General features: G+C 67.6%; 5 protein-coding genes. 4 read left to right on the forward strand and 1 reads right to left on the reverse strand.

The window, feature by feature from the left end:
- Positions 1–691 precede the first annotated feature (691 nt).
- Entirely contained in the window at positions 692–1,630 is a 939-nt protein-coding gene (locus ACWDS7_RS46670) for an RNA polymerase sigma-70 factor (RefSeq protein WP_451934545.1), read from the reverse strand.
- A gap of 213 nt (positions 1,631–1,843) precedes the next feature.
- Between ACWDS7_RS46670 and ACWDS7_RS46675 the strand changes: the two genes are divergently transcribed.
- From ACWDS7_RS46675 to ACWDS7_RS46690, 4 genes are all read left to right on the forward strand, one after another.
- A complete protein-coding gene (locus tag ACWDS7_RS46675; protein WP_451934546.1) occupies positions 1,844–2,341 on the forward strand; it encodes a carboxymuconolactone decarboxylase family protein in 498 nt (165 codons plus the stop codon).
- 15 nt (positions 2,342–2,356) lie between these two features.
- The gene (locus ACWDS7_RS46680; RefSeq protein ID WP_451934547.1) at positions 2,357–3,115 is read left to right on the forward strand and encodes an SDR family oxidoreductase; all 759 of its coding nucleotides are present in this window, start codon (positions 2,357–2,359) and stop codon (positions 3,113–3,115) included.
- A gap of 154 nt (positions 3,116–3,269) precedes the next feature.
- Positions 3,270–3,854: an isochorismatase family protein gene (locus tag ACWDS7_RS46685; protein ID WP_451934548.1), complete on the forward strand. Its 585-nt coding sequence runs from the start codon at positions 3,270–3,272 to the stop codon at positions 3,852–3,854.
- Positions 3,855–3,874: 20 nt separating this feature from the next.
- Positions 3,875–4,249 (forward strand): hypothetical protein, encoded by a 375-nt coding sequence (locus ACWDS7_RS46690; RefSeq protein ID WP_451934549.1) that lies wholly within the window; start codon positions 3,875–3,877, stop codon positions 4,247–4,249.
- Positions 4,250–4,749 lie beyond the last annotated feature (500 nt).

Raw genomic sequence — 4,749 nt, forward strand, 5'->3', positions numbered from 1 at the left:
CTGCCGGGGACGGTCGGGGCGGGCGGGGGCCGCAGGTCACTGTCCCGGCCGGCCGGGCGGTCGACGGCGAACGAGATGGCTCCTGGCGCACCCGCGTCCTCCTCCCGCGTGGGGGGCGGCCGGTCGCGGCCGGTGGAGTGGTGCCGTCGGGCGAGGGCGGCGATCAGGCGCGCATCGGCGTGGCGGGCGGGGCTGCGATGCAGATGCTCGTCGTGGAGGTGTCGTTGACCAGGTCGACGACTACGCGAGCGACACCCGCTACACCGATTGGGGATCCACGGTCACGGTCACGGCCCCACCCGCCGACCAGGTCATCGACGAAGACGACGTCGACTACTCCACCAAGCGACAGACCCCACCCAACTCAGTGATCGAACGTTCCTCGGGCAACTGATCCTTTTCTTTCGATTCGAGCATTCGGCTACACGGGTCTAAGCGGGGTCCCAATAGTAACGACGCAGAAAACAACGGATATGCAGGTCAGCGGCCCGCCTTCCAAGTTGTTCCCGAAGGTCTTAAGGAAGCTCTGACCTGCATATCCGTTGAAAATCTCGCCGATACTACCGGGACCCCTGCCCGGACAAAGGACGCCCGAGACGTCAGACGTATGGCCGCGACCACACCGGCCGCGACCGTGCGCGAAGATCTGCGCGTCCAGGATTCCTCGGGTGACAGGTCTACCGACCGGTTCTCAGCGGCTCACGGCGGTCTGCTGGTCAATACGGGACAGCTTCTCGGGATTGCGCACGTGGTAGGCGCCGGTGACGTAGCCGTTCTCCACTCGCACCGCCACCACGCCGTCGATCTCGCCGTTGACGCGGACGAGCAGCCCCGGACCGCCATTGATCTGCACCAGCTCGACGGACCTTTCCGCGCCGCGCTTCCACCAGCCGATGGCCAGCAGGCGAGCAACGTTGTCAGCCCCCACGATGGGCCGCAGCAGGGCATGCTTAACACCGCCGCCGTCGCTCAGAGCGACGACGTCCGGCGCGAGGATGTCGAGCAGGCTCTGCAGCTCGCCGGTTTCTACCGCTCGTTGGAAAGCTTGGAGGGCGGCTCGGTGCTCGGCCGGGGAGCCGGTGCCGCGTGGCCGGCGCGCGGCGACGTGTGCCCGTGCCCGATAGGCGAGCTGACGGACCGCGGACGGGCTCTTGTCGACGGCCTCGGCGATCTCGTCGTAATCCAGATCGAACACCTCGCGGAGCACGAACACCGCCCGCTCGATCGGCTGGAGCGTCTCCAGCACCAGCAGCATCGCCATGGAGACGCTGTCCGCCAACTCCACGTCCTCGGCGACATCAGGCGCGGTCAGCAACGGCTCGGGCAGCCACGGTCCGACGTAGGACTCCTTACGCCGGCCGAGCGTACGCAGCCGGTCCAGCGCCTGCCTTGTGACGATCCGCACCAGGTAGGCACGCTCCTCCCGAACGCTGTCAAGGTCGATGCCGGCCCATCGCAGCCATGTCTCCTGTAGGACGTCTTCGGCGTCGGCGGCGGAGCCGAGCATCTCGTAGGCGACGGTGAACAGCAGGTTGCGATGGGCGACGAACGCCTCGGTGGCGGGGTCCCCATGGTCGGCACGGTCGAGCGGCCCCGGTGTGCCCGTCGTTCGTCCGCTGCGCTCACTCATGCCTGGCCCCTGCCTGTCCGCACTTAGCTCTACCACACGCACGAGACGCTGCTGCGGACCGTTTTGTAACACCTGCGATCAGTGGTCCACATCACATGTCAGGCGCTGTTACGGGGGGCGGACAGCCGACGTCTCATGGTCGTCAGGACGCCGCGCGAACGATCCGTGCGGCACGCGACACCACGAGTTGAGTTTGAGAAGGGAAGCCTCACCATGTCTGCACCCACGACGAGCGACCTCCGCTCGCGCATGCCCAACCCCCTCCCGTTCGTCCCCGAGATGGCAGAAGTCGCCGGAGGTTTGCACAAGGTCATCAAAAACGGCTCGATCCCGCTGGTCACGGTCCATCTGCTGCAGCTGCGCGCCGGGCAGATGCTCGGCAGCACGTACTTCACCATCCGGGAAACCGGCAACCTCCGCCAGGCAGGGGAATCGGAGGAGCGCATCACCGCCGTGACGACCTGGCGGGACGCCACCTGCTTCACCGACGCCGAACGGGTCGCGCTGGAGCTGGTGGAGGCCGTCCTCACCCATAACCCGTCCGGGGAGCGCGTCCCCGACGAGCTGTACGCCAAGGCGTCCGCGCACTACGACGACAAGGCGATGTGGACGCTCATCATGGCGATCGCCCACATCGGCTTCTTCACCCCCGCCGCGCTCATCGCCAAGCCGATCCCCGGCATGCCCCCCGGCCAGAACTACAGCGAGTAGGAAAGGGAACAAAGCATGAGCATCACCAAGGTCGCGGTGGCAGGAGCGACCGGGCGGCTGGGGCGCCACGTCGTGGACGTCCTGGCTGAACGGGGGTACCAGGTCGTGCCGATGTCCCGAGCCACCGGCGTGGACATCATCACCGGTGAGGGCCTGGCCGAGGCGCTCACCGAGGTGGATGTCATCATCGACGTCGCCTCGTGGCACGCCTCCGAGCAGGAGGCGGCGACGGAGTTCTTCCGCACGTCGGCCCGCAATCTGCACGAGTACGGGCAGAAGGCCGGGGTCGCCCGGATCACCGTGGCGTCCATCATCGGCGTCGACAACGCCACCACCGGTTTCCTCGCTGCCAAGAAAGCGCACGAGGAACTGCTCCTGTCCGGCCCGCTCGCCGTCCGTATCCTGCGGGCCGCGCAGTTCCACGAGTTCGTCGGTCAGCTCCTGGACTGGCAGCAGGGCGACGTCGCCTACATGCCGGCCCTGCCCAGCCAGCTCGTGGCCTGCCGCACCGTGGCCGAGGAACTGGTCGACCTGGCCCTCGACCCCGCCCAGCCCGCTCCAGGAACGCCGATCCCCGAGATCGCCGGACCCCACAAGGAGACCCTGGCCGAGGCGGCCGCACTCCTCGGCGCCCGCCGGGGCATCAAGGTCGTCGGTGTCGACGGCTCCGGCATGCCCGATGCCGAGATCGCCGCCAAGGGCGGCTTCCTGCCCAGTCCGCACGCCAAGCTCGCCGGCCCCACCTTCCAGGAGTGGCTCGACATCCAATCCTGAGCCGGCCGAATGACCACGGCCTCACCTTGTTCTCAGAGCTCCACGGCCCGGAGCTCCGAGAACAAGCCTTCCTCCGAACCTCGCCCGCCAGCGGCGTTCGGGGGCTCAGTTCGACGCCTGGACTCATCACCGCATCCCGGAAAGGGGCTCACTCATGCCCGTCACCACTATCGACACAACAACCGCACTCGTCCTCATCGACCTGCAGAACGCCGTCGTCGGCCGTCCCGCAATCCCTTACACCGGCGCTGAGGTGGTGGCACGGGCGGTCGAACTGGCTGACGCCTTTCGCGACCACAGTGCTCCGGTGGTCCTGGTCCGGGTCACGGCCCGTGCGGACAGATCGGATGCTGCTCCAGGACGTACCGAGATTCCGCGCCCGCCTGGCCCCCTGCCCGCGGGCTGGGATGTCATCGTCGATGACCTGGCCGGCCACCCCGGCGACATCACCGTGACCAAGCGCACCTGGGGCGCCTTCTACGGCACCGACCTCGACCTGCAGCTGCGCCGCCGCGGCGTCACACAGGTCGTCCTGGCCGGGATCGCCACCAGCATCGGCGTGGAGTCCACCGCCCGCGCCGCCTACGAACACGGCTACAACGTCACGCTGGTGACGGACGCCATGACCGATCTGAACGCGCAGGCGCATCGCCACAGCATCGAACGGATCTTCCCACTGCTCGGCGAGAGCGCTACCACCGCCGAGATCATCGACCTGCTGGCCAAGTCCCGCGCCTGACGATCCCACACGATCACCAGATGAACGGACAGATGATGACGCAAACGCCGAAATTGCCGCTGCACATGCGGCGGAACGGGTTCAACCCCGTCGAGGCACTGGCCCGGGCCCGCGACGGCGAGGGGGTGGTCCGGGTAGAGACGCCGTTCGGTCTGCCCGCGTACCTGGTCTGCCGCCACGAGGACGTTCACCAGGTGCTGTCGGATCCGGCCCGGTTCAGCAGTGCCCTGACGCCGTTCCCGGGATCCGGGCAGATGAACGCCGACGAGCTGGCCAAGATGCAGGCCGGACAGCTGATCGGGTTCGACCCGCCGGAGCACACGCGGTTGCGGCGGATGCTCACCCCGGAGTTCACGGTGCGTCGCCTCATTCCTGGCCGGACGGGTGGCGCGTGAAGGTGACGCCGGAGGGGACGGGCCGCCTGATCCGAGAGGAAGCAGACGGCGTTCCGGCGGGGGAGAACTGACCGCAGGCCGGAGGCGACCCCGAGCCCTGTACCGGACAGCGCGTTCGCACTGTCCGGTACAGCAATCGGAGTGCGACGCGCTGACCTGCACAAATGCCCAATGGGGACCGGGGTGCCGACGGACAGTGGCCAACTGTCCGAATTGCCCCGATTTCCGGAGTGGATATGCAGCCCCGATGCATGATCATGCAATGGGCTTAGCGTACGTTTTCGTTCCGCCGCACTCTGCCCCCCCACCCAGGAGAGGCTCCAGTCCGCTTCCGAGATTACGAACGTGATCGACTCATGGGCGCTTCTGTCCGTATCTCGGCTGGACCCGATCCCGGGCGGGAGACGCGGTCAGCGGCACAGCCTGGTCAGCCGCGTCGCGATATTGACGCCCGCTTGCTTGGTGGCGCCACTCCACATGCCGTCCGTCACGCTGTAGAT

It is taken from the genome of Streptosporangium sp. NPDC003464, assembly GCF_053588315.1.